The following is a 298-nucleotide window of genomic DNA, read 5'->3' as shown; positions in this document are numbered from 1 at the left end:
CGGCTTGTCGTAACCGGCGTCGCGCAACAGCCGCATCACCCGTTGTGCCTTGCCGAGCGCATAGGCTCCGACCAGATGCGAGCGCTCCGGGAATTGCGCTGCCGATTTCAGCAGCCGGGCGATCTCTTCCGTATCGGGCGGATGGCGAAACACCGGCAGGCCGAAAGTCGCCTCGGTGATGAAGACGTCGCAGCGGATCGGCTCGAACGGCGCGCAGTTCGCATCCTTCTGTCACCTCGAAGGACAGCTAGCGCACCGCTATCGCCTGGTCGGCCTTGTCGCCCTTCTGCATTTCGAG

General features: G+C 64.1%; 1 pseudogene. It reads right to left on the bottom strand.

The window, feature by feature from the left end:
* Positions 1-231 (bottom strand): annotated as a pseudogene (locus EN852_RS42990) (DNA ligase-associated DEXH box helicase); the annotation flags it as partial.
* Positions 232-298: the final 67 nt, after the last annotated feature.

It is taken from the genome of Mesorhizobium sp. M2E.F.Ca.ET.209.01.1.1 (assembly GCF_004010375.2).
Taxonomy (GTDB): Bacteria; Pseudomonadota; Alphaproteobacteria; order Rhizobiales; family Rhizobiaceae; genus Mesorhizobium.
Note: the sequence above shows the minus strand (reverse complement) of the source record. Positions and strands in the feature narration are given on the sequence as shown.